The organism is Janthinobacterium kumbetense, assembly GCF_023703445.1.
GTDB lineage: Bacteria > Pseudomonadota > Gammaproteobacteria > Burkholderiales > Burkholderiaceae_D > Janthinobacterium > Janthinobacterium kumbetense.
In genome coordinates, this window is sequence record NZ_JAMQGR010000001.1 from 1,123,055 (window position 1) to 1,150,053 (window position 26,999).

23 protein-coding genes are annotated in these 26,999 nt (G+C 68.5%); 11 read left to right on the forward strand and 12 right to left on the reverse strand.

The annotated features are described in order from the left end of the window. Nucleotides 1–8 precede the first annotated feature (8 nt). Nucleotides 9–2,093, reverse strand: a complete 2,085-nt coding sequence (locus NCG91_RS05065; protein ID WP_251348849.1) for a glycosyltransferase — start codon at nt 2,091–2,093, stop codon at nt 9–11. A 152-nt stretch (nt 2,094–2,245) separates the two neighbouring features. Here NCG91_RS05065 and NCG91_RS05070 point away from each other — a divergent pair, with 152 nt between their 5' ends. Beyond that, nucleotides 2,246–3,532, forward strand: coding sequence for a putative O-glycosylation ligase, exosortase A system-associated (locus NCG91_RS05070; RefSeq protein ID WP_251348850.1), 1,287 nt, complete (start codon nt 2,246–2,248; stop codon nt 3,530–3,532). Next, entirely contained in the window at nt 3,529–4,464 is a 936-nt protein-coding gene (locus NCG91_RS05075) for a polysaccharide deacetylase family protein (protein ID WP_251348851.1), read from the forward strand. Before NCG91_RS05070 ends, NCG91_RS05075 begins: the two co-directional genes overlap by 4 nt. On the opposite strand, the gene NCG91_RS05080 is transcribed toward NCG91_RS05075, so the two are convergent. Genes NCG91_RS05080 through NCG91_RS05090 form a run of 3 tightly spaced genes read right to left on the reverse strand, consistent with a single transcriptional unit; the run spans nt 4,373 to nt 9,227 of the window. Continuing rightward, nucleotides 4,373–6,358: an asparagine synthetase B family protein gene (locus tag NCG91_RS05080; protein WP_251348852.1), complete on the reverse strand. Its 1,986-nt coding sequence runs from the start codon at nt 6,356–6,358 to the stop codon at nt 4,373–4,375. The genes NCG91_RS05075 and NCG91_RS05080 overlap by 92 nt on opposite strands. Further along, on the reverse strand, nt 6,355–7,611 hold the full coding sequence (locus NCG91_RS05085) for a pyridoxal-dependent decarboxylase, exosortase A system-associated (protein ID WP_251348853.1): 1,257 nt from the start codon (nt 7,609–7,611) through the stop codon (nt 6,355–6,357). Before NCG91_RS05085 ends, NCG91_RS05080 begins: the two co-directional genes overlap by 4 nt. Next, nucleotides 7,608–9,227, reverse strand: coding sequence for an acyl-CoA ligase (AMP-forming), exosortase A system-associated (locus NCG91_RS05090; protein WP_251348854.1), 1,620 nt, complete (start codon nt 9,225–9,227; stop codon nt 7,608–7,610). Before NCG91_RS05090 ends, NCG91_RS05085 begins: the two co-directional genes overlap by 4 nt. Before the next feature lie 186 nt (nt 9,228–9,413). On the opposite strand from NCG91_RS05090, the gene NCG91_RS05095 reads away from it, so the two are divergent. Genes NCG91_RS05095 through NCG91_RS05120 form a run of 6 tightly spaced genes read left to right on the forward strand, consistent with a single transcriptional unit; the run spans nt 9,414 to nt 14,100 of the window. Further along, complete coding sequence (locus tag NCG91_RS05095; RefSeq protein WP_251348855.1) at nt 9,414–10,169, forward strand: GNAT family N-acetyltransferase; 756 nt, start codon at nt 9,414–9,416, stop codon at nt 10,167–10,169. After that, nucleotides 10,148–10,393: an acyl carrier protein gene (locus NCG91_RS05100; protein WP_251348856.1), complete on the forward strand. Its 246-nt coding sequence runs from the start codon at nt 10,148–10,150 to the stop codon at nt 10,391–10,393. Before NCG91_RS05095 ends, NCG91_RS05100 begins: the two co-directional genes overlap by 22 nt. Then, a complete protein-coding gene (locus NCG91_RS05105) occupies nt 10,390–11,250 on the forward strand; it encodes a hydrolase 2, exosortase A system-associated (RefSeq protein WP_251348857.1) in 861 nt (286 codons plus the stop codon). Before NCG91_RS05100 ends, NCG91_RS05105 begins: the two co-directional genes overlap by 4 nt. After that, nucleotides 11,247–12,140, forward strand: a complete 894-nt coding sequence (locus NCG91_RS05110; RefSeq protein WP_251348858.1) for a hydrolase 1, exosortase A system-associated — start codon at nt 11,247–11,249, stop codon at nt 12,138–12,140. The genes NCG91_RS05105 and NCG91_RS05110 overlap by 4 nt, the downstream gene beginning before the upstream one ends. Beyond that, entirely contained in the window at nt 12,134–13,405 is a 1,272-nt protein-coding gene (locus tag NCG91_RS05115) for a glycosyltransferase (RefSeq protein WP_251348859.1), read from the forward strand. The genes NCG91_RS05110 and NCG91_RS05115 overlap by 7 nt, the downstream gene beginning before the upstream one ends. Beyond that, nucleotides 13,402–14,100: a tetratricopeptide repeat protein gene (locus tag NCG91_RS05120; RefSeq protein WP_251348860.1), complete on the forward strand. Its 699-nt coding sequence runs from the start codon at nt 13,402–13,404 to the stop codon at nt 14,098–14,100. The genes NCG91_RS05115 and NCG91_RS05120 overlap by 4 nt, the downstream gene beginning before the upstream one ends. Here the strand turns inward: NCG91_RS05120 and NCG91_RS05125 are convergent. Genes NCG91_RS05125 through purT form a run of 4 tightly spaced genes read right to left on the reverse strand, consistent with a single transcriptional unit; the run spans nt 14,087 to nt 17,278 of the window. After that, on the reverse strand, nt 14,087–14,830 hold the full coding sequence (locus tag NCG91_RS05125) for a hypothetical protein (RefSeq protein WP_251348861.1): 744 nt from the start codon (nt 14,828–14,830) through the stop codon (nt 14,087–14,089). The genes NCG91_RS05120 and NCG91_RS05125 overlap by 14 nt on opposite strands. A 15-nt stretch (nt 14,831–14,845) precedes the next feature. After that, nucleotides 14,846–15,292 (reverse strand): DUF6678 family protein, encoded by a 447-nt coding sequence (locus NCG91_RS05130; RefSeq protein WP_251348862.1) that lies wholly within the window; start codon nt 15,290–15,292, stop codon nt 14,846–14,848. Continuing rightward, complete coding sequence (locus tag NCG91_RS05135) at nt 15,289–16,002, reverse strand: DUF6058 family natural product biosynthesis protein (RefSeq protein WP_251348863.1); 714 nt, start codon at nt 16,000–16,002, stop codon at nt 15,289–15,291. Before NCG91_RS05135 ends, NCG91_RS05130 begins: the two co-directional genes overlap by 4 nt. Before the next feature lie 43 nt (nt 16,003–16,045). Further along, nucleotides 16,046–17,278, reverse strand: a complete 1,233-nt coding sequence (gene purT, locus NCG91_RS05140) for a formate-dependent phosphoribosylglycinamide formyltransferase (protein ID WP_285817013.1) — start codon at nt 17,276–17,278, stop codon at nt 16,046–16,048. Nucleotides 17,279–17,453: 175 nt separating this feature from the next. On the opposite strand from purT, the gene NCG91_RS05145 reads away from it, so the two are divergent. From NCG91_RS05145 to NCG91_RS05155, 3 genes are all read left to right on the forward strand, one after another. Continuing rightward, nucleotides 17,454–17,960: a sigma-70 family RNA polymerase sigma factor gene (locus NCG91_RS05145; protein WP_251348864.1), complete on the forward strand. Its 507-nt coding sequence runs from the start codon at nt 17,454–17,456 to the stop codon at nt 17,958–17,960. Nucleotides 17,961–17,968: 8 nt separating this feature from the next. After that, a complete protein-coding gene (locus tag NCG91_RS05150; protein ID WP_251348865.1) occupies nt 17,969–18,904 on the forward strand; it encodes a FecR domain-containing protein in 936 nt (311 codons plus the stop codon). Nucleotides 18,905–18,970: 66 nt separating this feature from the next. Continuing rightward, entirely contained in the window at nt 18,971–21,478 is a 2,508-nt protein-coding gene (locus NCG91_RS05155; protein WP_251348866.1) for a TonB-dependent siderophore receptor, read from the forward strand. Here NCG91_RS05155 and NCG91_RS05160 read toward each other — a convergent pair. From NCG91_RS05160 to NCG91_RS05175, 4 genes are all read right to left on the reverse strand, one after another. Further along, complete coding sequence (locus NCG91_RS05160) at nt 21,475–21,972, reverse strand: VOC family protein (protein WP_285817014.1); 498 nt, start codon at nt 21,970–21,972, stop codon at nt 21,475–21,477. The genes NCG91_RS05155 and NCG91_RS05160 overlap by 4 nt on opposite strands. Nucleotides 21,973–22,039: 67 nt before the next feature. Next, a complete protein-coding gene (locus NCG91_RS05165) occupies nt 22,040–23,479 on the reverse strand; it encodes a TolC family protein (RefSeq protein ID WP_251348867.1) in 1,440 nt (479 codons plus the stop codon). Next, entirely contained in the window at nt 23,469–24,812 is a 1,344-nt protein-coding gene (locus NCG91_RS05170; protein ID WP_251348868.1) for an HlyD family type I secretion periplasmic adaptor subunit, read from the reverse strand. Before NCG91_RS05170 ends, NCG91_RS05165 begins: the two co-directional genes overlap by 11 nt. Continuing rightward, on the reverse strand, nt 24,809–26,995 hold the full coding sequence (locus NCG91_RS05175; RefSeq protein WP_251348869.1) for a type I secretion system permease/ATPase: 2,187 nt from the start codon (nt 26,993–26,995) through the stop codon (nt 24,809–24,811). Before NCG91_RS05175 ends, NCG91_RS05170 begins: the two co-directional genes overlap by 4 nt. Between the last annotated feature and the right edge of the window lie 4 nt (nt 26,996–26,999).

Here is a 26,999-nt window from a genome sequence, read left to right on the forward strand (position 1 = left end):
AGCGGCGCCTACACGAGGCCGGCATAGAACTGGCGCAGCTGGCGCTCCAGGCGCGGCATCGAATAGCGCTGCACGGTTTCTTCGCGCGCCAGCCGTCCCATGCGGGCGCGCCGCGGCGCATCCATCAGCAGTTGCGCCACGGCCGCGCAGGCCGCGTGTTCGTCGTCCAGCGGCAGCAGCAAGCCGCCGGCGCTGTCGTGCAGGATATCGTGGGTGCCCGGCACATCCGTCCCCACGGCCGGCACGCCGCACGCCATGGCTTCGATGGTGGCGATGCCGAAACCCTCGTTCTTGCTCAGCAGCACATGCAGGTCGAAGGCGGGCATCAGCCATTCGACGCGCTGCTGGAAACCGGCAAACACGACCCTGTCCTGCAAGCCCGTCTGTTGCGCCTGCAGCCGCAGCATGGCATCCAGCGGCCCCGTGCCCACGAGTACCAGATACAAATGGGGAAACCGGGGCGCCAGGCAGGCGAACAGGGCCAGCAGCGCTTGCGGGCGCTTCTGTGCGGAAAGCCGCGCCACGCAGCCGAGCACGAGCGCGTCCGGCGGCAGCCCCAGCTGCTGGCGCGCCAGCATTCTCCGTTCCGGCGAGACGATGAAGGTCTCCGTATCGACGCCGTTGGGAATCACGGCCAGCCGCGTGTCCGGCGCCAGCATGTCGCGGTACAGGTCGAGGAAGTGCCGCATGGACGAGGCCGACACGGCATACACGCCCTTGACGGCGCGAAACGCTTCCTGCAGCCGGGGCCGCTGCCAGTCGCTGAACGGTTCCAGGGGAAACGCATTGTGCACGCTGATCACGGCCGACAAGCGGCATTGCCGGGCCAGCCACAGGATGGAAGCGCCATAGCTGGTCCAGCAAAACGCCACGTGGACGATGTCGGGCCGCAGCCGCCGCAGCCGCCACGCGCCCGTGAGCCTGGCGCGCAGCCAGTTCCAGCGCCGCCAGGCCCAGTGTTCGAGAAACAAGGGCGGCTCATACACTTGTACCTGCAGCTGCTGCGCGCGCAAGCCTTGCGCCCAGGCAGTAAAACCGGGAAAGCGCCGCAGGGCCAGCACGCTCTCATAACCGTTCGCGCCCAGCATCTTCGCCTCTTGCGCCATGCGCAGTTCCATGCCGCCCAGCTCGCCCGAATAACTGCTGATGACGATGCGCGGCAAGCGTTTGCGCCGTCCCCGCCACGCTTCATGGAAGAAACCGCGCAGCCAGGCCCGTTCCCACTGGCGCAGGAACAGGTCGGCGTGGTCGCGCCGCAGCCAGGCCCGCATGGCGCCCAGGGTATCGCGCACATATCTGCCCAGCATCCAGCGCGGCACGCCGAATAGCTCCACGCTGGGGGCGAAGGACGCCAGCCGGCACTGGCCACGGCCGAACAGCATGGCGCGGCGCAGTATCCAGGCGCGCCGCACTTGCGGGGCGCGGATGATGTGCGCCACTTGCGCCCGCGGACAGAACCAGGAAGGGTTGCCGGCCGCATGCATCTCCAGGTTGAGCCGGGTTTCGCTGCCCATGGCGTAATTGGCGCCCTGCGGGCCGATGCTTTCGTCATAACGGGCGCCCGCCTCGAAGATGCGGCGGCGTATCGCCATGTTGGCGCCCCAGACGAGGCCAGGATAGACGGGGGCGTCGCGCAGGTCGGGGCTGGTAATGCCCCACGTCAAGCCGACGGGCGTCAGGCGCAGCAGCCATGCCTCCGGTTGCTCGCGCCAGGCGGGCACGATGGCGCCGCCGAACAGGGCGTAGCCGGGGTGGGCGCGCGCGCTGTCCTGCAGGCGGCACAGCCAGTCGGATGCGGGCATGGCGTCGTCGTCGCCAAACACGAACAGCTCGCCGCCATCCCCCCCTTGGCGCAGGGCGTGTTCGACGGCGCCGTTCAGGGCGGGACTGCGGCCGCGCCGCGCCACGTAGATATAGCTCAAGGGCAAGCGGCCGCGAAAGGCGGCGATCACCTCGGCCGTGGCGTCGGTGCTGCCATTGTCGGCGATGACCAGGCGCCAGCCGCCCCTGGGCGACTGCAAGCCCATGTAGGCGCGCAATACCTGGGGCAAGGTGCCGGCGCCATTGTAGGTCGCCATGAGAACGGTCAACAAGGACATGCCTCCTTGGTCTTACCATGACAAAACTGATTGGCAGTTTCAACAACGCCGGGCGGTATTGAACCAGTGTACTGAGCCTGCCCGCCGGCCCGTTGACAGGCATCAAGACCTTGGCAACCCGGGCAACACCAGGAGCGTCCCCCTTCATGCGCGACATATTGATCACCGTCATCATCCTGGGTTCGCTGCCCTTCATCCTGAAGGCGCCGGCCATCGGCGGCCTGATGTGGGTCTGGGTCAGCGTCATGAACCCGCACACGCAGGGCTGGGGTTTCGCCACCCACATGCCGTTCGCCTTCATCATCGCCATCGCCACCCTGCTGGGCCTGCTCATGACGCGCGAACCGAAGAACTTGCCGCTGACGCCCGTCAGCGTGTTGCTGCTGCTGTTCGTCGCGTGGATGAACGTGACGGCGCCGTTCGCCCTGCTGCCCCAGTCGTCGTGGGTGCAGTGGAACAAGGTCATGAAGATCATGCTGATGAGCTTTGTCGTGATGATGGTGATACGCTCGCGGCGCGACATCGTGCGCCTGGTCTGGGTGCTGGTGGGCTCGATCGGCTATTACGGCGTGAAAGGCGGCGTCTTCACCATCCGCAGCGGCGGCACGGAACGGGTGTGGGGGCCGGAAGACACGTTTATCGGCGATAACAACGCGCTGGCCCTGGCCCTGATCATCACCATCCCCCTCATGTATTACTTGCAGCAAAACACGGACCGGCGCTGGCTGCGCCACGGCTTGTCCGGGGCCATGCTGCTGTCGGCCCTCGCCGCGCTGGGCTCGTATTCGCGCGGCGGCTTGCTGGCCATCGCCGCCATGGGCCTGTTCATGTGGCTGAAAAGCGACCGCAAGCTGGTGCTGGGCGCGCTGCTCGCCGCGGTCACGCCGCTGTTGCTGGCCTTCATGCCCGAGCGCTGGGCCGAACGCATGGACACCATCAATACCTACCAGGACGACGAATCCGCCATGGGCCGCCTGAATGCGTGGCGCATGGCCTGGAACCTGGCGCGCGACCGCTTTTCCGGCGGCGGCTTCGACGTCTCCGACGCCGCCGTCTTCGCCCGCTATGCGCCGAACCCCATGGATGTGCACGCGGCGCACAGCATCTACTTCCAGGCGCTGGGCGAGCACGGCTTTATCGGCTTGTTGATTTACTTGGCGCTGGGCATCGCCACCTGGCGCACGGCGGCCGCCATCATCCGCCGCACGCGGGGCAAACCAGAATTGCGCTGGGCGCACGGCCTGGCCACCATGAGCCAGGCCAGCCTGATCGGCTTTGCCGTGGGCGGCGCCTTCCTCAGCCTGCTGTATTTCGACATGCCGTACTACCTGATGGCCGCCCTGATCGCCACGCGCATCGTCGTCGAACAGCAGGCGCCGGCCCCGACATTGCGCCAGGCCAAGCCCCGCACCGCCATCGCGGAGCAGCCATGACGGCCGCCTTGTCCATCCTGATCTACCACCGCGTGCTGGCGCGGCCCGACCCGCTGTTTCCCGGCGAAGTCGATGCGGCCCTGTTCCAGCGCCAGTTGCGCCTGTTAAAGCGTTTCTATACGCCGCTGCCGCTGGGCGACGCCGTGCGGCGCCTGCAGGATGGCAGCCTGCCGCCGCGCGCCGCCTGCATCACCTTCGACGACGGCTATGCGGACAATGCGCAAGTCGCCCTGCCGCTGCTGCTGCGCCACGGCTTGCAAGCCACGTTCTTTATCGCCACGGGCTACCTGGACGGGGGACAGATGTGGAACGACACGGTGATCGACGCCGTGCGCCAGGCGCCAGGCGCCGTGCTGGACTTGCGCGCACAGGAATTGGGGACCTTCCCCATCGCCACCCTGGCGCAGCGGCAGGCGGCCATCGCCACCTTGCTGGGCCGGCTCAAATACCTGCCCTTTGCGCAGCGCCAGCGCCTGGCCATGCACATCCGCCGCCAGGCGGGCGCCCGGGCAAGCGCGCCAGCCATGCTGAGCACGGCGCAACTGCGCCAGCTGCACGGGGCCGGCATGACGCTGGGCGGGCACACGGCCAGCCATCCGATTCTATCGACCCTGGCGGAGCGGGCCGCGCAGCTGGACATCGCGAATGGCAAGCAGCAGCTGGAAAGCCTGGTCCAGGCGCCCGTCACCCTGTTTGCCTATCCGAACGGCAAGGCCGGGCGCGATTATGGCGCGCCGCACGTGGCGATGGTCAAGCGCCTCGGTTTCCAGGCGGCCGTCGCGACGGACTGGGGCGTTGCGCGCCCCGGCGCGGATCTGGACCTGCTGCAGCTGCCCCGCTTTACGCCGTGGGATCGAGGACGGCTGGCGTTTCTGTGGCGCATGCGGCAAAACCGCCGGCAAGCGCACCCAGCGCGCCCGGATGCTGGCTGAGCCACTGTTCCAGCATCAGCAGCAGCCACACCATGGTGCCGTGATAGGCCGGGTGTTCCGCCAGCAAGCGCCCTTGCAGATCGTCGATGAAGGCGGGCCGCACGATGCCGCGCCCGCGCAGCTGCGTCAGGTTGTCGAAGGCAAACTCGCGCAGCGGCACGTGGCTGTGCAGCCACTGGCCGAACGGCAGACCGAAGCCGTGCTTTTTCTTGCGCACGATGGCCGGCGGCAAGATCTCGGCCAGCGCCCGCTTGAAGAACGGCCGCAAATTTTGTCCGTCGAGCTTGTCCCGCGGCGCCAGGCGCGCGGCAAACGCCACCATCGCATCGTGCAGGAAGGGAAACGCCGCTTCCACGCCGGCCAGCTCGCACGCCTTGCGCACCTTGAACAAGTCGTTGTCTGCCAGGGTGAAGCGCATGTCCAGAGCCAGCAGTTCATTGATCTGGCTCAAGCCCTGGCCTTGCCGCTCCCAATATGCGCCGTTCACGCAGCCAGGCGCCATGCCGGGGTCGATGGTGTCGATGAAGCCCGCTTCCAGCACCGTGCGGTAGCCATGGCGCAGCAGCAAGTTGTAGCCGTCGAGGCGGGCCGGCAGCGGCAAGCTGGCTTGCTCGATGTAGCGGCGCGCCTTGTCGCCCAGCCTCCACGGTTTGCCTGTCTGTTCACGGAACAGCAGCGGTTCGATGATGGCCTGGCGCAACATGACGGGCAAGCGCTCGTACTGCGACAGCAAGGCCTGGTGCGCATAGCGCTCGTTGCCGCCAAACAGTTCATCGCCGCCGTCGCCGCCCAGCAAGCGCGTCACGCCATCCTCGCGCGCCATCTGCGCGCAATAGTAAGCAGGAATGGCCGAGGCATTGCCGAAAGGCTGGTCGAAAATGGCCGCCATGGCGGGGATGGCGGCCAGCACGTCGCCTGGCGTCACATAGCGTTCGTGGTGCAGGCTGCCCGCATGGCTGGCCGCCAGGCGCGCATACGCCATTTCGTCATAGCCGGGAAAGTCGAAACCGATGGAATACGTGCGCGCGGGCCGGCCCGTCACTTGCCCCATGATGGCGGCCAAGGTGGAACTGTCCGTGCCGCCGCTGAGAAACGCGCCCGTATCCGCCCCATCCGCGCCCAGGCTGCTTTCCACTGCCTGTCGCAGCAGGCGCAGAAATTCCTGCTTGTTGCTGGCGAAGGTGGCCCGCGTGCGCGCCGCCGGCTCCTGGAAGGTCAGCTGCCAATAGCTGCCCTTGCATTGCTTGCCGCCCCGCATATGCAGGTATTCGCCGGGCAGCAGGCGCTGCTGGCCCAGGTAAGCCGTGGCCGGGCCAGGCACCATGTGGAAGTACAGGTAGTGATACAGGGCCTGCGGATCGAGCGCGCCCCGCACGGACGGATGGGCCAGCAAGGCGTCCGCCGAGGAGGCAAAGAACAGGCCTTGCGCATTGCTCGCATAGCTGAGCGGATGCATGCCGGCGCGGTCCACGGCCAGCAGGGCCGAGCCGGAAAAGGCGTCGAGGATGGCCAGCGCAAAGGGGCCGGACAGGCTGGCGCAGGCCGCCACGCCCCGGCTCAGCCACAGGGAAGCGAGGCGGCACGCCACATCGTCGGCCGAACCGTCGAGCTCGGGCCGGCCCCACAGGGCCACTTGCAAGCCATCTTGCTGATACACATGGCGGCTGCCGTCGATGGCGGCCACGGCAACGCCGCCCACTTCGCTCAAGCTGCTGGCCAGCGGCGCGCCATCGAAACGCGACAGGGGCGCCGCCATGCTTGCCAGCGCCGTGGCCGCGCTGGCCGCGTTGGGCGCGGCGCCATCGGACGCCGTGCCGCCTTGCGCGGCGCCAAGGCTGGCAGCGCCGTGCGCCACCGCGCCAGGCGCGGCCAGCCAACCGCACAGGCCGCTCATACGAGCACCTCGGCCGGCAGCGGATGGCCGAGAAACGCCGTCGGGCTGGCCGTCAAGCCGTAGGCGCCCGACTGGAACACCACCACCAGGTCGCCCTCCTCGGCGCGCGCCATCTCCATTTGATCGGCCAGCAAATCCAGCGGCGTGCACAGCGGCCCCACGACGGACGCCACTTCGCGCGGCCCGCCCAGCAGCCTGTTGCCGATGGCGACCGGGTAATTCTTGCGGATCAGCTGGCCAAAGTTGCCGGATGCGGCCAGGTGATGGTGCAAGCCGCCATCCGTCACGAGAAATACCTGCCCATGCGACACCTTGCGTTCAAGCACCTTGCACACATACACGCCCGCCTCGGCCACCAGATAGCGTCCCAGTTCCAGGTTCAGCCGCGCGCCGGGCGCTTCCTGGGCCAGGATGGCGAGCTGCCGCTGCAAGCCTTCGGCGACAAGCGCCAGGTCCAGCGCCTGGTCGCCGGGAAAATACGGCACGCCGAAGCCGCCGCCGATATTCAGGGTGCGCAAGGGCGACGGCGCGCTGTCGGCCAGTTGCAGGGCCAGTTGCACGCTGAGCGCCTGCGCTTCGGCCAAGGCTTGCGCCGACAGGCTTTGCGATCCCGCATACAGGTGGAAGCCGTGAAAATCCAGTCCCAACTGGCCGATGCGCCCCAGCAGCGCCGGCACCAGGGCCGCGTCGACGCCGAACGGCTGCGCCCCGCCGCCCATGCGCATGCCCGTGCGGCGCAAGGCGAAATCGGGATTCACGCGCACGGCCACCCTGGCCGTCAGGCCCAGCCGTTCGCTGGCCAGCGCCAGGCGTTCCAGCTGGGCGCCCGATTCCACGTTGACCAGGACGCCCGCGGCCACGGCCCGCGCCAGTTCCCCATCGCTCTTGCCCGGCCCCGCAAAACTGATGCGTTCAGCCGGCATGGGCGTATCGAGCGCGGTGGCCAGTTCGCCGCCGGACGCCACGTCGATGCCGTCGACCAGCCCCGCCAGCGACTGCACCACGGCCGGCATGGGGTTGGCCTTCATGGCGTAATGCACGTGCACGCCGGCGGGCAAGGCGGCGCGCAAATCCGCCACGCGCCGCGCGATGTGCGCCCGCTCATAGGCGTAGAACGGCGTGCTGCCCACCCGCTGGGCCAGCCGGCGCAAGGAAACACCGCCGATCTGCAGCATGTCGTTTTCCACTGCGAACTGGCACAGCGGTGGGTGCGACGGCAATTCCGTATTGTTCGAGCGTATCAAGTCCTTCATGCCGCATCTCCTGATTGGACCGCATACGCATGCGCCAGTTCCCTGGCCAGCAAGGGGCGGTCGATCTTGCCGTTCGGGTTGCGCGGCAGCACGCCGTCGCGGATGTCCACCCACAGCGGCACCATATAGCTGGGCAGGCGCGCGCGGCAGGCGGCCAGCACGCTGTCGCGCAGCAAGACGACGCCCGGCGCGGGCGTGACGAGCAAGGCGATGGCCTGGCCCAGCACGGCATGGGGCAAGCCCAGCGCGGCCGCCTCGCCCACCAGCCCGCTCGCATACACGACTTCCTCGATCTCGGCCGGGCTGACCCGGTAGCCGGATGTCTTGATCATGTCATCGCTGCGGCCCACGAAATACAGGTAGCCGTCCGCATCGCGGCGCACCGTGTCGCCCGACCAGACGGCCAGTTCCGGCAGTACCAGGCCGCTCGCCTGGGGCGGCAGCGGCTTGAAGCGCTCGGCCGTGCGCGCCGCATCGTTCCAGTAGCCGAGCGCCACCAGCGCGCCACGGTGCACAAGTTCGCCCGGCTCGTCCGTGTCGCACGCGCTGCCGTCCGGGCGCAGCACCAGCACTTCCGCGTTGGGGATCGCCTGTCCGATGGAATCGGGGCGCCGCTCCAGCTGTTCCGGCGCCAGATACGTGGAGCGGAACGCTTCCGTCAAGCCATACATCAGGTACACCTGCACGCGCGGCAGCGACTGGCGCAACCGGTCGAGCGTGGCGCGCTGCATCACGCCGCCCGAATTGGTGATGTAGCGCAAGGGCGTGGACAAGGGCCAGCTCAGCTGCGACAGCTGCACCCACAGGGGCGGCACGGCGGCCAGGCCCGTGATGGCTTCCTGCTCGACGGCTTCGACGATATCGCGCAGCAGCAGATAATTCATCAGCACGGCGCAGGCACCGCTGGCAAACGCCGTCGTCAGCTGGCTCAGGCCGTAATCGAAACTGAGCGGCAGGACGCACAGGATGCGGTCTTGCGGCGTATTGCGCAAATAGCCCGACACGCTGAGCGCGCCCGCCAGCATGTTGCGGTGCGACAGCACCACGCCTTTCGGCCGCCCCGTGCTGCCCGAGGTATATAGAATGGCGGCCATGTCCGCGTCGATCGCCGCATGCGGCCGGGGCGCGGGCGCGCCGGCGGGCACATTGGCGGGCACATTTGCGGGAACGACGGTCCACGCCAGCACGCGCACCTTGCCCAGGCGCGATTCCGGCAGCGCTTCGCCCGTCAGCAGCACCGTGCGCAAGTCCGGACACGCGGCCAGCGCAGGGCCCAGCTGCGCCAGGCGTTCGCGCGACGTGACGAGGATGTCCACGTTGCAATCGGCCAGGATGTACGCCACCTGCTCCGGCCTGAGCAGCGGGTTGACGGGCACGAACACGCCGCCGGCCGCCGCCGCGCCAAACATGGCGCTGACGTTTTCCGGGCGTTTTTCCAGGTACACGGCCACGCGCGCGCCACGCTGCAAGCCCAGGGCCAGCAGGGTGCAGGCCGCCTCGCGCACGGATTGCGCCAGCGCGGCATAGTGCATTTCTTCTCCCTGCCACGACAGGGCCGGCGCCTGCGGCGCGCGCTGCGCCGTTTCAAAGATCAGATCGTGTATCAGTGTCGCCATCGTGTCATCCCCGGGTTGCCATGATTGCCATGCATTCCCCTATGATTCAGACAAACGGCCACAGCGGTCTTGATTTTGATCAATTAACAGTTTCAGCAACACAGCTTGAGCCGGCGCAAGACCGCCGCTGGCCGCTGCGCTCTAATGGACAGCGTTGGCTGCATAGCCGCCCCATCCGTTACCGCCATGGCCCTGTCCCCGCAATTTCCCCTGCTGCAACGACTGGCCGCCAGCCTCGATCAACTGGGCTGGCGCGACAGCGCCTGGCTGGCCGTGGCGCGCTTGCTGGCGATGGCGCCGGGCGGACGCTGCGCGCTATATCGCTACCAGTTCGTCGCGCAGGCCGTGGCGCCCGGTTCGCTGTGCCGCGGGCGCGGCCAGTCGATCAAGGTGACGCCCTGCCTGGCGGAAGCGGACTTGCCGCCCGGTCCCGAACGCCGGCCCGGCGCCCTGCGCGAGCGCTACCGGCAAGGCGCGCAATGCCTGGTGGCGCGCGACGCGTCGGGCATGCTGGGCTGGATCTGGCTGCTGCGCCACGGCTGCCAGGAAGACGAGGTGCGCGCCCGCTATGCGCTGACGTCGCAGCAGTCGTCGTGGGACCTGGACGTATGGGTGCATCCCGAACGGCGCGGCGGCCTCGTCTTCGCGCGCCTGTGGGAAGAAGCCAACGCCGTGCTGCACGCGCAAGGCGTGCGCTGGACGTGCAGCCGCATCTCGCGCTTCAACCGCGCCTCGCTGGGCGCCCATGCGCGCCTGGGCACGCACGCGCTGGGCACGGCCACCTTCATTCGCTGCGGGCGCTGGCAAGCGATGGCCGCCAGCCTGCCGCCGTATCTGCACCTGTCGCGCCGCGTCGACGATATGCCCTGCCTGGCCTTCGATACGTCTTCCCTGCCGCACTACCCTTCCCTGGAGCTGACATGCCGCATCTTGAAGCAGTAAAGCACATCCTCGACACGACGCTGGGCTTGAACGGGCGCCTGCTGGAAGCCCACACGCCGCTGCTGGGCAGCGTGCCGGAACTCGACTCGATGGCCGTGATCGGCGTGATCGCTGCGCTGGAAGACCATTTCGGCATCACAGTCGCCGACGACGACATCCATGCGCGCCACTTCGCCACCGTGGGCACCCTGCACGATTTCGTGTTTGCAAAGCTGCGGGCATGAACCGCGCCGCCCTCGACGCCCTGCCGCTGCTGCCCTTCTTCCTGCCCGCCAGCGGCGGCCAGCGCTACTGCCTGCTGCACCTGCCGCCGCCGGGCCAGGCCGCGCGCGGCGGCATCCTCTACGTGCATCCATTCGCGGAAGAGCTGAACAAGAGCCGCCACGTGGCCGCCGCGCAGGCGCGCGCCTTCGCCGCGGCCGGCTACAGCGTGCTGCAGATCGACCTGTTCGGCTGCGGCGACAGCAGCGGCGACTTTGGCGAAGCGCGCTGGGACATCTGGCACAACGACCTGCACCTGGCTTGCGCGTGGCTGGCGCAGCGCGTCGACGGCCCGTTGAGCGTATGGGGCTTGCGCCTGGGCGCCCTGCTGGCCCTCGATTTCGCCAGCCGCGCGCCGCTGCCCCTGGCGCGCTTGCTGCTGTGGCAACCGGAACTCGACGGGCGGCGCAGCATCGACCGCTTCCTGCGCCTGCGCCTGGCGTCCCACATGCTGGCCGGGGCCTCGCAGGAAGCGCCCGGTCAGGCGCGCGCCGCGCTGGCGGAAGGTAAACCTGTGGAAGTGGCAGGCTACCTGCTGGCGCCCGAACTGGCGCACGCCATCGACGGTGTCAACGCGTCGACGCTGCTGCCTTGCGTGCCCGTCTATTGGCTCGATTACCGCGCGGCGGAGCAAAAGGACGCCTGGTCGCCGCCGCTGCTGGCGCGGCAATGGCGCAAACGCGGCGCCGCCGTGCACGTGGCCAGCTTCGATGACGGCCCGTTCTGGCACAGCGGCGAGCTGCTCGCGTGTCCGCAACTGCTGTACGCCACGCGGGAACTGTGCCGCGACTGGCTCGACGAGGAAAGATCTCCGCCATGAAGCGCGACGACAGCCGGCAGCACCCCGCGGCGCACGCCGTGCGCGAGCTGGCCCTGCGCTTTCGCAGCGCAGCCGAAGACGAGGAGGCGCAGGCGCGCCTGGCCGGCATCCTCAGCCTGCCCGACGCGCCTGGCCCGCGCGGCGTCCTGATCGTCACGGGCGGACCGCAGTACAGAATCGGCAGCCACCGCCAATTCGTCCTGCTGGCGCGCGCGCTGGCCGCGCAAGGCTGGCCCGTGCTGCGCTTCGACTTGCGCGGCATGGGCGACAGCGAGGGCGGCGCGCGCGACTACCGCGCCGCCGGTCCCGACATCGCCGGGGCGCTGGCGCAATTCTTCGACGCCGTGCCCTCGTTGCGCGAAGTGGCGCTGTGGGGCTTGTGCGACGGCGCCACGGCCGCCGCCTGCCATGCGCCGCGCGACGCGCGCGTCAAGGCGCTGGTCTTGCTCAACCCGTGGGTGCGCAGCAGCGCCGGCCTGGCGCGCGCCACCTTGCGCCATTACTATTTGGCGCGCCTGCTGCAAGGCGATTTCTGGCGCAAGCTGGCCAAAGGCGGATTGCGGCTTGGCGCCAGCCTGGCGTCGCTGCGCCAGGTGGCGGCCGCCACGCGGGGGCAGGCGCAGGCAACGGGGGAAGACGACGCGCCCGCGCCGGCCCTGCTGCGGGCGCTGGCGCAATTCCAGGGCAAGGTCTTGCTGATCCTCAGCGGCGACGACCTGGGCGCGCGCGAGTGGCAAGCGCTGCTCGATGGCGACGCGGCGTGGCGCGCCGTGGCCGCCCGCACGCAATGGACGCAGGCGCAGGTCGACGGCGCCAACCACACGTTTGCCAGCGCCGCCTGGCGCGGCGCGGTCGAACAGCTGTGCGCGCGGTGGCTGCAGTCATGGTAGCGGCCCGACCAAAACGGGTGCTGATGGTCGCCTACCATTTTCCGCCCCTGGCCGGCGGCAGCGGCATCCTGCGCACCCTGGGCTTTGCGCGCCATTTGCCCGACTGCGGCTGGCAGCCGCTCGTGCTCAGCCCCAGCGCCAGCGCGTATGCGCAGCGGGGCGATACGCAGCTGGCGCAGGCCGGTGCGCAAGCCACCGTGCGGCGCACCCTGGCGCTGGACGCGGCGCGCCATTTCGCCATCGGCGGGCGCTATCCGCGCTGCCTGGCGCTGCCCGACCGCTGGAGTTCCTGGTGGCTGAGCGCCGTGCCGGCCGGCCTGCGCATGATCCGCGCCTACCGTCCGGACGCCATCTGGTCGACATACCCGATCGCCACGGCGCATTTGATCGCGCTGACCCTGCAAAAACTCAGCGGCCTGCCGTGGATCGCCGACCAGCGCGACCCGATGCTCGACGACAGCGACCCGCAGGCGCCGTATCCGCCCGAGCCGCGCCTGCACCGCATGCATGCGTGGATCGAACAGCGCATCGCGGCACGCAGCGCGGCCATCGTCTGCACCACGCCGGGCGCCATCGCGGCGCACCAGCGGCGCCTGGCGCAGGTGGCGCGCGAGCGTTTCCACCTGATCGAGAACGGTTACGACGAAGACGGCTATGCGGACACCCAAGAACGCACGGGCCAGCGCGGCCGCTTCCTGCTGCTGCACAGCGGCGTGATCTACCCGTCCGAGCGCGATCCGCAAGCGCTGTTCGACGCGCTCGCCCGGCTGCGCCGCGACGGCGTGCTCCACGCGTGCAATTTCCAGCTAGTGCTGCGCGCCACGGGCCACGATGCGTGGCTGGCGGGCCTGCTGGTGAAATACGCCATCCTCGACCTGGTGCGCCTGGAACCCTTGCAGCCGCACGGCGCGGCGCTGCAGGAAATGCAAGCCGCGGACGGCTTGCTGCTGCTGCAGGCGGCCAATTGCAATGGGCAGATTCCCGCCAAGCTGTATGAATACCTGCGCTGCCGCCGGCCTATCCTCGCGCTGACCGACGCGGCGGGCGACAGCGCGGCCAAGCTGCGCCACTGCGGCATCGACACCATCGGCCAGCTGGCCTCCAGCGGCGATTGCGCGCGCGCCCTGCTGCGCTTCCTGGCCCTGGCGCGCCAGGGCCAGGCGCCGCTGGCCAGCCCCGCCGCCATCGCCCTGCAATCGCGGCAAGCCCGCAGCAACGCCCTGGCCGCCTTGCTGGACCAGGTCAGTCACAGGAGCCCGACATGAAGCATCGCCTGCTTGCCTGTACCCTCGCCGCCTGCTGCGCCCATGCCGGCGCGGCCGAATGCCCGCCCTACGTCAAGCATACGCCGGGCGGCGACTACACGAGCGAGGAAGACCGTTCCGGCCTGTCCGTGGTCGAGAAATTCCATTTTTCGCGCGCCGTGGAAACGCTCACGCAAGGCATGACGACCAGCCTGGGCGGCGACATCAGCTACACGCTGGAGCACTTCCCGAATCACCACCGGGCGCTGGCGTCGATGGCAAAACTCGGCTTGCGGCTGAAAAGCGCGCAACCCGTCGGCGCCCGCTACACGGTCAACTGCTACTTCGAACGGGCGATCGCCTTCGCGCCGCACGACGTGACGGCGCGCATGGTGTATGGCAGCTACCTGCTGGCCACGGGCCAGGACGCGGCGGCGCTGGAACAGCTGGACTCTGCCAGCCGCCTGGCGCCCGACCAGGCCACCATCCAGTACAACCTGGGCTTGATGTATGTGAAAAAGAAGGAATACGACAAGGCCAGCGCGCACGCGCAAAAAGCCTACGCGTTGGGCTTTCCCTTGCCGGGCCTGAAGAACAAGCTGAAGGCGGCGGGCAAGTGGAAAGAACCGCCGCCGGCCGCCATGGAAGCCCAGGAAGCACCGAAGGCAGCGACAGAACCGGCCGTGCCGCCGGTCGAACAGCCTAGCGGGGAATGACGGCGGGCCGCCCGGCCACGCTCACATGCCCGGTCGGCGACGCGGCCAGCGCGGCGGCCAGGTCGCGCCGCGACTGCGCCTTGTCGGCAGCATTGCCGATATGCGCCAGTTCCGCCGGCTGCAGCACGGTGGCGGTGAGCAGCATCACTTCGCCGTACGGCGTGGCGAAGGACGGGGGAATGGTGGCCACGCCTTGGGCCAGCAACACGCCCACCTGTTCGTTTTCGTCTTCCAGTCCTGCCGGCGCATCCTGCACATCCAGCACCATCGACACGCTGCCGTGGCGCTGCACCAGCAAATCGATGGAACCGTGGTCGGCCACGTTCTGGCTGACCTGGTAGATCACGTCGAACAGCCAGGATTGCGCCACTTCCTGGTCGTCGAAGGCGGACAGCGGCGCTTCGATGCACACTTCCAGCAGGTGGCCGCGCGGGACGAACACGTCATCGTCATCCTCGAACGGATCGCTCAAGCCATCGCTGGCGAGAATGATCGACTCGGCGCGGCGGATCACGCGCCACGCCTGGCGCAACGATGGCCAGCGCGGGCCTCCCATGAAAGCGGGATTGACGAGGGGCGCCAGCACGTCGGCATCTACAGTGCCCAGGGTGGCGTAGAAGGCGTCGCGCGCGGCGCAGGCCGCAGCCAGCATGCGCGCGCCCGCTTCCTTGCCGACGACGGCGTCGTCCGGTTGCGCTACCTGGGGAATATCGTGTTCGTTTTGAGACATGGGAATACTCTTGAATTAGTCGGCAGGTGAAAAGTCATGATAGGAACGGGGCAGATAGCCCCAGATGCGCGCCACCCGGTCGCGCACCTCGAAATCGAAGCCGATGCGTGCCAGTTCCGGCACGATCCACACGCCATGGTCGATGATTTTCTTGGGCAGCAGCATGCCCACGTGTTCTTCCGAGTACAGGCTGATGTCGAACCATTCCACGCCCATGAACGGGAACGGCGGGTGGTAATCCCATTCCGTATCCCAGCGCGACACGTAGCCGGTGACGGAGCCGTAGCGGTAAGACGGCGCCCAGTCGGGCTGCCCGCGCATGAAGGCCAGCAACGCGTTCCACTTGCAGTCGTTGGCGGCGCCGGCCAGGTTGCGCCGCGCGATGTGGCCGCGCAGCTTGCGCTTGACGTCGTCGCCGCCCGCATCGGCCTGCGGCAGGCTGTGCGTCGCTGATGCCGTCATGCGGGCGTCTCCTGCGCGTCGCTCACGCGGAGGTTCGCCCGCAGATCCTCGACTAGGCGCTTGCGGCTGCTCAAGGCGTATTCGATGGGCGAAAATGGCATGGCGGCCGTGGCATAGGCATCGATCAGCGCATGCATCTGCTCCGCCTGCGCATGCGGCAACAGCGTCTTGCTGCCATTCCCGCTTTGCTGCGCGAGCTTTTCCTGCAACACTTCCTTCCAGGCGATGTGCGCCTCGGACATGGGATTGGCCACGCACAGGGAAAACGTGCCGTTCAAGAAATACATCCAGGCGCTGTCGGTGCGGGCGCGCAAGCCGTCCGCGATCGGCGCGCCCCTGTCGTCGAAACTGTCGCGCAGGCGCCAGGTCGTCAGGTTCAGGGTCGCCAGCGCGGCCCCGTAGCGGGAAGCAAATTGCGCCTGCAGGCGCGCTGGCGCCGTTTCCGGCCCCTCGGCGAGTGCGTGCAGCGCCACGGCGATCCAGGCCAGCTGGGACGGTGGAAAATAGCGGCCGGCCCTGGACCCGGGCGCCGCCATGGCGCCAAAGACGAACGAGCACAGATTGCCACTGGCATCGACCACGTATGCCGGCGCGGGAACCAGGCGGGCCTGGATCAGGGCGTCGATTTCTTCCATGGTCATGGCGGCGGCCGCCGCCAGCTGCGTCTCGTCCAGATAGTGCTGCGCGAGATAATGATCGAGTTCCGTCATGCGCCGGCTTCCATGTTGATGACTGTTGTATCGGCCAACACGCTTACGGCGCCACCGGCTTGACCTTGGACGCGGCCAGCACGGCGCGCGCGCGGGCCGTGTCGATGTCGTCGGCCGTGGCCAGCGCCACGCCCATGCGGCGGCGGGCGAACGATTCCGGCTTGCCGAACAGGCGCAAGTCCGCGCCCGGCACGCTCAAGGCGTCGGCCACGCCTTCGAAGGCGATGCCTTTCGCTTCCAGCTGGCCATAGATGACGGCCGAGGCGCCGGGCGAACGCAGCGCCACGTTGACGGGCAAGCCGAGGATGGCTTTCGCGTGCAGCTCGAATTCGCTCTGCACCTGGCTGGCCATGGTGACCATGCCCGTGTCGTGCGGACGGGGGCTCACTTCCGAGAACCACACCATGTCGTCCTTGACGAACAGCTCCACGCCGAACAGGCCCAGGCCGCCCAGGTTGTCCGTCACCTTGCGCGCGATCTCGCGCGCGCGTTCGAGGGCCAGCGGCGCCATGCGGGCCGGCTGCCACGATTCCACGTAGTCGCCGTGCACCTGCAGGTGGCCGATCGGCTCGCAAAACTGCGTCTCGACCTGCCCCGAAGCACCCACGGCGCGCACCGTCAGCAGGGTGATTTCGTAATCGAAGTCGATGAAACCCTCGACGATGACCCGGCCCGTATCGACCCGGCTGCCGCTGGCCGCATACGCCCACGCCGCGTCCACCTCGGCGGCGCCATCGAGCTTGGACTGGCCCTTGCCCGACGACGACATCACGGGTTTCACCACGCACGGGAAGCCGATTTCCCGGCAGGCATCCTGCAACTCCTGCAGGCTGCTGGCGAAGCGGTACGGCGACGTCGCCACGCCCAGGGTTTCGGCGGCCAGGGTGCGGATGCCTTCGCGGTTCATCGTCAGCACGGCCGCGCGCGCGTTCGGAATGCACGTGATTTGCCCGGCCGCTTCCAGCGCCGCCAGGGTATCGGTGGCGATGGCTTCGATTTCCGGCACGATCAGATCCGGCTTTTCCAGGGCTATCAAGGCAGCCAGCGCCACGCCGTCGCTCATGTCGATCACGTGCGAGCGGTGCGCCACCGGATGGCCCGGCGCGTTCGGATAGCGGTCGACGGCGATCACTTCCACGCCCAGGCGCTGCAGCGAGATGATCACTTCCTTGCCCAGCTCGCCGGAACCGAGCAGCATGACTTTGATGGCGGTGGGCGACAGCGGTGTGCCGAAGGTGCGGGGCGCGATGGTGCTGCTGGTGGTGCGAGTGGTCATGGCAGGGTCTGTAGGCGGATGGAAAGATGGCTGGGACTATAACAAATGCCGGCCCGCTTGGACAGGGTGCGCCAATGGTGCAGGCGCTGGCGGCGGCACTTGCCAGCGCCCGCAGTCAATGCAATAATTGAGAATGATTCTCAATTAACTGTCGCCGACCATCGTCCTTGCCGCCATGAACCCTGCCGCACCGCCCGACCTTGCCACCCTGTACCGCGCCCACCACGGCTGGCTGCAGGGCTGGCTGCGGCATAAGCTGGGCTGCGGCGCCGATGCGGCCGACGTGGCGCACGACACCTTCCTGCGCCTGCTGCAGCGGCGCGAACGGCCGCAGCCGGCCCTGCGCGAACCGCGCGCCTACCTGACGCGCATCGCGCAAGGCCTGGTGATCGACCATTACCGGCGCCGCGACGTGGAATACGCCTACCTGCAGGCGCTGGTCGCCCTGCCCGAACAGACGGCGCCGTCGCCCGAGACGCGGCTGCTGATCATCGACACCCTGGTGCGCCTCGATACGGCGCTCGACGCCCTCAAGCCGCGCGCCAGGCAGGCCTTTTTGCTGGCCCAGCTGGACGGCTTGACGGGTCCCGCCATCGCCGCCAGGCTCGAAGTCTCGCTGGCCACCGTCGAGCGCGACCTGGCCAGCGCCTGGCGCGCCTGCTACCGCGTGTATTTCCAGTGACGGCCGCCGTGCAGGATGACCCCGTCGAGCAAGCGATCGCCTGGGCCGTGCGCCTGCAGATGCACGGCGCCACGCCGGACGCCCTGCTCTCGCTGCAGCGCTGGCGCGATGCCGATCCCGGCCACGAACAGGCGTGGCAGCGCCTGGCCGCCATCGGCCACCAATTCTCGGGCTTGCCGCCGGAAGCGAGCCGCGCCACCCTCGACGCCAGCCTGGCGCGCCGCCGCCAGCGCCGCCAGGCATTGAAAGTGCTGGCCGGCATCGGCTTTGCCGGCACGGCCGCCTGGTTCGCCATCGACACGCAGGCCGACTACCGCACGGGCACGGGGCAACGCCTGGCCGCGCGCCTGCCGGACGGCAGCTTGCTGCACCTGAATGCGGGAACGGCCGTCAGGCTGCGCTTTGACGGCAAGCAACGGCTGCTGACCTTGCTGCATGGCGAGCTGGCCGTCACCACGCAAGCCGACCCGCAGCGCCGGCCGTTTCTCGTCGACACGGACGAAGCGCGCATGCTGGCGCTGGGCACGCGCTTCACGGTGCGCCGTCTCGCCAGCGCCGACGGCATGCTGACGCGCCTGGCCGTGCAGGAGCATGCGGTGCAGCTGCAGGCAGGTACAGGCGTGGCCAGTCCCGTGCTGGTACGGGCCGGCGACAGCGTCGTGACGGATGGCGCGCGCACCTGGCGCGAGCCGGTCCATGACGATCCGGCCGCCTGGCTCGACGGCGTGATTGCCGCGCGCGACATGCCCCTGGGCCAGCTGGTGGCCGAACTGGCGCGCCACCGGCACGGCTTGCTGCTGTGCGACGCCGATATCGCCAGCTTGCCCGTCTCCGGCGTCTTCCAGCTGGACGACCCCGAGCGTGCCCTGCGCGTGCTGCTGCAGACGCAGCCCATCGTGGCCGTGTACCGCACGCGCTTCTGGGTCACGCTGAAAAAAGCGTAAAAAAGATGAGGGGATCGGGCTGGCCGCACGGCATACAGCTTGATACCCCCCAACTTGATAGCGATTATGAACCACTCTTTCCTGCCCCGCCCCCAGCCATTCCCCCCGCTTCCCGCCCGCTTTCCTGTCCGGTCTCCCGCCCGCTCCCGCCTGGCCGGCGCCGTCGCCGGCGCCCTGCTGCTGCTCGGCGCGCCGCCCGTCCTGGCCCAGCACAAGCCGCCGCAGGCCAGCAGCGCCAGCGCCACGTATGCCCTGCAGATCGCCGCCGGCCCGCTCGATGCGGCGCTGGAACAGCTGGCGCGCAAGGCGGGCCTGACGCTCACCTACCAGGCGGCCGAGGTGCGCGGCTTGCGCACGGCCGGCCTGGCCGGCAATTACAGCGCCGCGGCCGGCCTCGATGCGCTGCTGGCCGGCAGCGGCCTGGCGGCGCTGCGGCTGGCGCCCAACGATTTCGTCCTGCGCCCCCTGCCCAAGTCCGCGAACGCGGCGGCCGACGGCGCGCAGCAACTGGCCGAAATCACGGTCACGGCCGGCGGCGAGCCGGCGCTGGAAACGGAAGGCAGCGGCGCCTATGCGGCGGCGCTGGCCGGCACGGCCACGCGTTTTACCCTGTCGCCGCGCGAAACGCCGCAATCGCTGACCGTCATCACGCGCCAGCAGATGGATGACCAGGGCGTCCTGAGCCTGGCCGACGTGCTGCAGCAGACGCCGGGCGTGACCGTTTCGCACGACGATACGGAGCGCTATAACTACTATGCGCGCGGCTTCAGCCTGAACAGCTTCCAGTATGACGGCGTGCCCACCTTCGATTTCAGCACCAATTCGAACGGCCTGGGCATCCGCGACATGGCCATCTACGACCGGGTGGAAGTGGTGCGCGGCGCGAATGGCCTGATGAGCGGCGCCGGCAGCCCGGCCGGCGCCGTCAACCTGGTGCGCAAGAAACCCACGCGCCAGTTCCAGGCGTATGCGCAGGCGGGCATCGGCAGCTGGGACCGCTACCGCGCGGAAGCCGATGTCTCCGGCCCCTTGAATGCGGACGGTTCCGTGCGCGCGCGCCTGGTGGCCGCGCACCAGGAGCACGGCTCCTACATCGACTATTACCAGCAGGACAAGAGCGTGGTGTACGGCGTCATCGAGGCCGATGTGACGCCGCGCACGCGCGTGCTGGCCGGCATCGATTACCAGAAAATCGATTCGAAGGGGTCGTCGTTCGGCCAGAATCCCCTGTTTTACGCCGATGGCAGCCGCACGCGGTTCGCGCGCGCCTTCAACCCCGCCGCGCGCTGGACGGACGCGGGCAGCACCAGCACGCGCGTGTTCGCCGCCGCCGAGCACCTGTTCGACAATGGCTGGCAAGTCAAGGCGGAAGCGAGCCACTGGAAAGGCGATACGGACCAGTTGCAGGCGAACATCATCAGCTGGGGGCCGTATCCAAACCCGGCCACGGGCCTGGCCACCGTGCAGCGCGGCGCGAAAACCTATGTCATCGACAGCAATTCGCTCGATGCGTATGCCACGGGACCATTCCAGTGGCTGGGCCGCCAGCATGAGCTGGTGCTGGGCGTCAACGCCAGTCACCGCACGTCCGACTACCTGGCGTATGGCGGCGGCAATGTGGAAACCGATTACCGCCACTGGAACAACAATGTGCCGTTGCCGGCGAGCATGGCCGTCAGCCTGACGCAAAAATACAGCTTCAAGGAGTACGCGGCGTACGGCGCGGCCCGCTTCAAGCCGGCCGATGGCCTGTCGCTGATCGTCGGCAGCCGCCTGAACAGCTATGAGCGCACGGGCGACCTGATCTACGGCTGGGGCGGCACGGGCCGCGACGACGCGAAGGAAAAACACCGGCTGGTGCCGTATGCGGGCGCCGTCTATGACTTGAACGGCACGTATTCCGCGTATCTCAGCTATGCCAGCATCTTCGAGCCGCAATCGGTCAGCGACGTGAATGCCAGGGCGCTGCCGCCCACCACGGGCAAATCCTGGGAAAGCGGCATCAAGGGCGAGTTTTTCGAGCGCAAGCTGAATGCCAGCGTGGCCATCTTTCACATCCAGCAAGACAACCTGGCCGATTACGTGGGCACGGACGCCAACGAACGGGAAGTCTACCGCCCCATCGACGGCACCACCACGCGCGGCGTGGAGCTGGAAGTGGCGGGCCAGCTGTTGCCCGGCTGGCAAGTGCAGGCGGGCGCGACGTTAAGCCGGCCGCGCGACAAGGATGGCCAGCGCATCGATACGACGCGCCCCGAACGCAGCGTCAAGCTGGCGACCAGCTACCGCCTGGGCGGCGACTGGCGCCGCTTGAGCGTGGGCGGCAATATCAACTGGCAAGGCCGGACCTATTACCACACCGTCCTGGCGGGCGACGTGCCGGCGCGCGCCGACGAAGGCAGCTTTGGCGTGGCGGGACTGATGGCGCGCTACGAGTTCGGCAAGCGGCTCAGTGCCGTGCTGAATATCAATAATGTCTTCGACAAGCGTTACTACAGTGGCTACGGCCTGTACGGCAGCGGCTACTATGGCGATCCGCGCAACGCGCAGCTGACCTTGCGGGCCAGCTTCTAACCGGCGTACGCCCGCTTGATCTCGTCAATGTCGATCTTTTTCATGCCCATCATGGCCTTCATCACGCGCCCGGCCTTGACGGGATCGGGATCGGTCAGCAGCTTGATCATGAGGGTGGGCACGATTTGCCAGGACACGCCGAACTGGTCCTTGAGCCAGCTGCATTGCTGCGCTTCCGGCGGCCCCCCTTCGGACAGCAGGCGCCAGTAATGGTCGACCTCGTCCTGGGTTTCGCAATTGACCTGGAACGAGATCGCCTCGGAAAACTGGAACAGGGGGCCGCCATTCAAGCCCGTGAACGTCTGGCCGTCCAGCTCGAAGGCCACCGTCAGCACGCTGCCCGGCTCCTGGCCGTGGATTTCCCTGCCCTCTTCGCCATAGCGCAGGATCTGGCCGATCTTTGAATTGGGAAATATTTCAGTGTAAAACCGGGCCGCCGCCTCGGCGTTGCCGTTGAACCATAAACATGGGGTAATCTTTTGTACGCTGTGCATGATGTCTCCCTTGGCCGAAGTAGAAACACCTTCCCTGTGCGGGAAGGCCAGTGCTCCATCATAGTCACTATCGCGCCGTCGAGGCGCGCAATTTGCCGCCGCCTGTGCCGCCGCTTGCGCCACCCTCTTGCGCGATATCGGCGCGTCCCAGCATGCCGGCGCTGGCCAGCAGCCGCAGCCGGGCCGAGCGCCATTCCGCCTGGCAACGAATGCGTTCCTGCTGCGCTTCCAGCAGCGCCGACTGCGTATTGAGCATTTCCAGGATGTCCGCCGCGCCCAGGCCGAACTTGCGCTGCACGCTGGCCAGCGCATCCTGCGCCGCGTCCAGCCACGTCTGCGCCGCGGCCAGGTTGGCCAGAGCCGTGCTCGCCTCCGCATGCGTCCTGACCAGGTCCATCAGGGTCTGCTGCTGTACTTCCTGCGCCTCCGCTTCCCTTTGCTCGGCCTGCGCCTGCGCGCCGCGCACCTTGTAGTGGCGCGCAAAACCGTCGAACAGGGGGATGTTGAGCGAGATGCCCACCAAGGTTTCGCGCGTGGAGGCCGGCGACAAGCCCTGGTTGGGGCGGCCGTTCTGGTACAGATTCGCCGTCAGGTCGATGCTGGGCCGGCCTTCCGAACGGGCCACGGCCACCCGCTCGCGCGCGGCCGCCAGCTGCGCCTGCGCCGCCACGATGGCCGGATGCCGTTCCCTGGCCTGCGCCAGCCAGGCGCCCAAGTCGTCGCGCAAGCCCGCGCTCAAGCCCGCCCCTGCGCCATCCCCGTCGTCGTCCACGAGCACCGCCGTGTCGGCCGGCAAGCCCAGGGTGTACACCAGCACGGCGCGGGCCTTGCGCTCGTCGCCGTCCGCGCGGCTGGCGCCCAGGGCCGCCTTGGCCAGGGCGCTCGTCGCTTGCAGGGTATCGCTGTGCGAGCCCAGGCCCCGCTGCGCGCGCCGCTGCGTCGCCTGCACCGTTTCCCGGGCCAGCGCCTCGTATGCCTGCCGCATCTGCACGCTGGCGCGCGCCGTCTGCGCATCGAAATACGCGCTGACCGTCGCCGCCAGGGTCTTTTGCAGCACGGCGTCGCGGTTGGCCAGGGCCGCATCGAGCAAGGCCTGCGCCGAACGCCGGCCCGCCGCCCGGCCGCCAAAGTCGAACAGACGCCAGGACAGGCCGAGCGAACCCGTATTGCTGTCCAGGCTGCTGGAAGCCGTTCTGGCGCCGGGATAGGCCGTGCGGTCATGCACGCGGCTCAGGCTGCCATTCAGGGTGGGCAGATAGGCGGCCCTCGCCTCGCCCACGCCGGCCGCCTGCAGCCGGATGCCGGCCCAGGCGCCGTGCACCTGCGCGTTGCGGCACAGGGCCAGGTCGACGGCCGCCGGCAGGGTCAATGGTAAGGTCAGCTGTACTTCGGACTCCCAGCTGGACGGACATGGCGCGGCGGCGAGCTCCTGCAGCGGTTGCGCCCGCACGGGCAAGGTCCCCAGCAAGGCGGCGGCCAGCAAGGCGGCGCGGCATCTAGCGTTCATGCAGCGCCTCCTTCTGGTGCTGCACCAGCGGCGAGAGCACGTATTCGATCACCCGTCGCGTGCCCGTACGGATTTCCGCGCGCACGGCCATGCCGGCCGACAGCGGCACCAATCTGCCGTCGATGACGATGGCCGGCTGCTGCAGCGTGATCCTGACGGCATAGACGAGGCCCTTCTTCTCATCCTCGATGGCGTCGCGCGACACGCTGCTGACGACGGCGGGCACGGTGCCATACTTCGTGTAGTCGAAGGCGTCGACCTTGATGGCGACCGCCTGCCCTTCCTGCACGAAGCCGGCGTCGCGGTTTTCCAGCATGGCGTCGATTTCCAGCCTGCCCTGGCGCGGCACGATCTGCATCAGCGCCTGCGCGGCCGGCACCACGCCGCCCACCGTGTGCAGCTTGAGCTGCTGCACCGTGCCGTCGACGGGGGCCGTCAAGCGCAGCAGGCTGCCGCGGGCGCCGGCGCGGCGCGCATCCTGGCCGCTGGCGGCCGCCACCCTGGCGCCTTCCGCCAGCGCGTCGTACGCATCCTTGCGCGTCTGCGCGACCAGGGCCGCCCGTTCGCTGCGGGCCGACGCCAGCTGACCGGCCAGATCGATGCGCGCCTGCTCCTTTTCCAGCCACGCGTGTTCGGCCACGTCGCGCGTCCCCGCCAGCGCCCGGTAATCGCCGGCGCGCTGCACCGCCAGCGGCAGCGCCTGCGCATAGCGGGCGATTTCTCCATCGAGATGGGCCAGCCGGGCGCGGAAGCTCGCGTACTGGCCGTCCACATGCGCCTGCGCGGCGGCGACGTCGGCGGCGGAAGCCTCCGCGGGCGGCGCCAGTTTCGGCGCACGCACGGCGTCGACGGCGGCGATCAGCGCGCGCGAGCGGGCCATCTGCAGCGCGGCCGCCACGGCGTCGCCGGCAGCCTTGTCGCGCTCGGCGTCGGGGCCGCGGCTGTCGAGCTCCACCAGCAGCTCGCCCGCTGTGACGGCTTGCCCTTCGCGCACGTGCAGGGCGCGCACGGCGGCCACGTCGACGGAAGCGATGGTCTTGGTATTGCCGGACGGAATGATCTTGCCCGCCGCATTGACGATGATGTCGACCTTGCCGAAGACGGCCCACAGCACCACGCAGCCGACGAGCAGCATCAGCACGCGCGCCGTGAAGCGCAGCGACGGCGACACGGGCCGCTCCTGCAGCGCCAGCGCGGCCGGCAGGAAGGCTGCCTCGTCTTCGCTCAGCACGGGACCGCCCAGGGTGGCGCGGATGCGCCAGCTGTGCCGCAGCACCTGGCCGTAGCGGGCCAGCAGTTCGCCATACGCGGCCAGGCGGTGGCCGGCGCTCATGCGGCGCTCCCGGTCGTTCCCTGCTGCAAGCCGTACAGGTGGGCGTAGATGCCGTTCGGCCTGGCCAGCAGCGCGTTGTGCGTGCCCAGCTCGGCCACCTGGCCCCGCTCCATGACGACGATGCGGTGCGCCTCGCGCACGGCCGACAGGCGGTGGGCGATGATCAGCACGGTGCGCCCCGCGCAAATGCCGCGCATATTGTCCTGGATGATTTTTTCCGACTCGTAGTCGAGCGCGCTCGTCGCTTCATCGAAAATCAGGATGCGGGGATTGCCGACGAGGGCGCGGGCGATGGCGATGCGCTGGCGCTGGCCGCCCGACAGGCCCGTGCCGTGCTCGCCCACCATGGTGTCGTAGCCTTCTGGCAACTCACAGATAAAATCGTGGGCGCCCGCCAGTTTCGCCACGGCAATGACGGCGTCGATGGGCAGCGCCGGGTCGCTCAGCGCGATATTGTCGCGCACGGAACGGTTGAACAGGATATTTTCCTGCAGCACCACGCCGATCTGGCGCCGCAGCGAGGCCGTGTCGATGACGGCGATATCCTGCCCGTCGATCAGCACCCTGCCCCGTTCGGGGATGTACAGGCGCTGCGCCAGCCGCGTCAGGGTGCTCTTGCCGGAGCCGGAACGCCCGACGATGCCGATCACTTCGCCGGGCGCGATGGCGATCGACACGTCGCGCAGCACCTCGGCCGCGTCGGGCCGGTAGCGGAAACCCACCTGCTGGAATTCGATGGCGCCCGCGATGCGCGGCATGCGCGCCTTCTGGCTGCCGCCCAGGCCGCCGGATTCCGTGCGGGCATTCAGGATATCGCCCAGCCGGCTCATGGAAATGCCCACTTGCTGGAAATCGTTCCACAGCTGCGCCAGGCGCAGGATGGGCGAAGCCACCTGCCCGGCCAGCATATTGAAGGCCACCAGCTCGCCCACCGTCATTTTCCCGTCGATGACGAGGGTGGCGCCCCACCACATGATGGCGGCCGTCACCAGCTTGCTGACGAGGGTGACGCCGCCGCTGGCCAGCATGCCGATATTGTTCGCCGACAAGCCCGCCGACACGTAGCCGGCCAGCTGTTTTTCCCACTGCAGCTGCCAGCGCGGCTCGACGGCCATGGCCTTGACCGTGTCGACGCCGCTGATCGTTTCGACCAGGAAAGACTGGTTTTCCGCGCTGCGGTTGAATTTGTCGTTCAAGCGCCCCCGCAGCACGGGCGTGAGCAGCATCGACAGGGCCGCATACACGGGAATCGAGGCCAGCACGATCACGCTCAGCGCGGCGCTGTACCACAGCATGGCGGCGATGAAGATGAAGGAAAACAGCACGTCGAGCACCAGGGTCATGGCGTTGCCGGTGAGAAAGGAGCGGATGCTTTCCAATTCATGGATGCGGGCCACGGAATCGCCCACGCGGCGCGCCTGGAAATACGCGATCGGCAAGGCCAGCAGGTGGCGGAACAGGCGCGCGCCCAGTTCCACGTCGATCTTGCTGCTGGTGCGCGCAAAGACATAGGTGCGTATCTGGCCCAGCACGGCCTCGAAGACGGTGGCGCAGACCAGGCCGATGGCCACCACGTTCAGGGTCTGCATGGCGTGGTTGACCAGTACCTTGTCCATCACCACCTGGAAAAACAGGGGCGTGGCCAGGCCGATCAGCTGCAGCACGAAGGAAATCAGCAATACTTCGCCCAGCAGCCGGCGGTATTTGACGATGGCGGGGATGAACCAGCTGAAGTCGAAGCGGGCCGTCTCGCCCGCGTAGCTGGCCTTGCTGGTGAAAAAGATCAGTTCGCCCGACCAGATGGCGAGGAAATCGTCGCGGCCCAGGATTTGCGGCGGCTGGCCCGAATGCTGGACGAGCACCTTGCTCACGCCGCCGTCGCCCGTGTCGACCTTGCCGAGGACAAAGAAACGGCCGTCGCGGCCGATGGCGATGGCCGGCAGCGGCGCCTGCGCCAGCCGTTCAGGCGCTTGCTGCACCAGCTTGGCCGTCAAGCCCAGCTGTTTTGCGGCCAGCAAGACGGTTTGCCGCGTGAACACGGACTGGCCGAATGCGTGCTTGAGCTGGGCGCCGTCGGCAGCGATGCCATGCAGGCTGGCCATCAGCAGCAGCGACAGCAAGCCCGTGTCGGGCGCGGCAGGTTCCAGGGGGGACGTATCGTGGCAATATGAAAATGCGGTCATCGGA